General features: G+C 67.5%; 2 protein-coding genes. Both read left to right on the plus strand.

Annotated features, from left to right (window positions below; genetic code table 11):
• The first annotated feature begins 193 nt into the window (after positions 1-193).
• Positions 194-1,240, plus strand: a complete 1,047-nt coding sequence (locus tag VGR67_15935) for an LLM class flavin-dependent oxidoreductase (protein ID HEV8337903.1) — start codon at positions 194-196, stop codon at positions 1,238-1,240.
• A 99-nt stretch (positions 1,241-1,339) separates the two neighbouring features.
• The coding region (locus tag VGR67_15940; GenBank protein ID HEV8337904.1) for an Rdx family protein at positions 1,340-1,555 on the plus strand (216 nt) is incomplete at its 3' end.

The following is a 1,555-nucleotide window of genomic DNA, read 5'->3' on the forward strand; positions in this document are numbered from 1 at the left end:
CGATCGTGCGGCATCGCTTCCCTCCACGCGTCCGGCGGTGTGCGCTCCCGGTCAGAGTCGCCGCGACCCTACACCAGGAAGGCTGGATGGGTCCATGGCCCGCGCCACCGCCTCGATCGGAGCAACAACACCGCTCGATCGGCGCCTTGACGATGGGCCCGCCGGCGACGCACTATCGCGGCCGGGAGGAGCCATGGAATTCGGCGTGTTCGCGGAGCAAATGCGGCGCGGAAGCAGTCAGGGGGAGTCGTTCCGCGAGATGTTCGATCTCGTCGACGCGGGCGAATCCTGGGGGCTCGACGTCTTCTGGCTGGCGGAGATGCTGGTGAATCCAGGCCGCTCGGTGCTGTCAGCGCCGCTGCTGGTGGCGAGCTGGATCGTGGGGCGCACCAAGCGGCTGCGCGTGGGGACGGCCGTGCAGCTCCTGCCCCTGAACCATCCGCTCCGCGTCGCCGGCGAGGTCACCACGCTGGATCATCTGAGCCAGGGTCGGTTCGACTTCGGCATCGGTCGGAGCGGCGGCCCGCGCGCCTATGACGCGCTCGGCGTGCCGTATGCGGAGAGTCAGGACCGCTTCTTCGAAGCCCTGGAGATCATGCTCCAGGCCTGGAAGGGCGAGTCCTTCAGCCACGAGGGCAAGTTCTATCGGTTCACCGACGTCGCCGTCGCCCCTCGCCCGTATCGGTCCCCGCACCCACCCCTCCGGATGGCGGCCACGAACCCGGAGAGCTTTCCCCGCGTCGGCCGGATGGGACTGCCCATCTTCGTCGGGCTTCGCGGCATGGACATCCCGGAGCTGACGGGGCACCTGCGGGTGTATCGCGAGGCGTGGCGCGCCGCGGGCCACCCCGGCAACGGCGATGTGTGCCTGCGTATCCCCGTGTACGCCGCCCCCACCGAGCAGGCCGCGCTGGAAGAGCCGCGGGAAACCATCACCTACTACATGCGCCGTCAGGCCGACCTCACCCGGGCTCCGATCGGCCGCGCCGGGACCGGACCTGCCGAGCGACGACAGACGCAAGCGCAGCGACTCGCCAGTCTCTCCTACGAAGAGATCCTCACCACCAAGGTCGCATTCGGTACCGCCTCGGGACTCACCGACCGTTTCACGGGCCTGAAGAAAGAACTCGGCGTGAACGGCGTCGCGGTCGAGCTCAACCCCGGGGGACTCCTGTCGCCGGCGCAGGAGATGCGGAGCCTGAAGATCCTCACCCACGAGGTGATGCCGGCGTTCAAGTGATACGATGACGCGCGAACCCATTCTTCAAGGAGGGCCTCCATGGCCGAAGGCAAGGTCCACGTCGAGATCGTCTACTGCGTCTCCTGAGGCTACTTCCCCGTGGCCGTCAGTGTGGCGGCTGAACTGTCCTCGATCAACTATCGCGAAACGGCGATCACGCTGACCCCGGCCGAGAAGGGCCGGTTCGAGGTGTACCTGGACGGCAAGAAGGTCTACGACCGGAAGGAAGAGGGAGCCGTGGATTTCCTGCCGGCGCTCAAGGAGATCCACAAGATCCGGGAGACCATCCGTCAGGTCTTCGCCGAGGAGCCGGCG

This window comes from Candidatus Polarisedimenticolia bacterium, from assembly GCA_036004685.1.
Taxonomy (GTDB): Bacteria; Acidobacteriota; Polarisedimenticolia; order Gp22-AA2; family AA152; genus DASYRE01.

What these genes read in the sequence shown, in the direction of transcription:
- VGR67_15935 (HEV8337903.1), top strand. Translation starts at nt 194, where the DNA reads ATGGAATTCGGCGTGTTCGCGGAGCAAATGCGGCGCGGAAGCAGTCAG.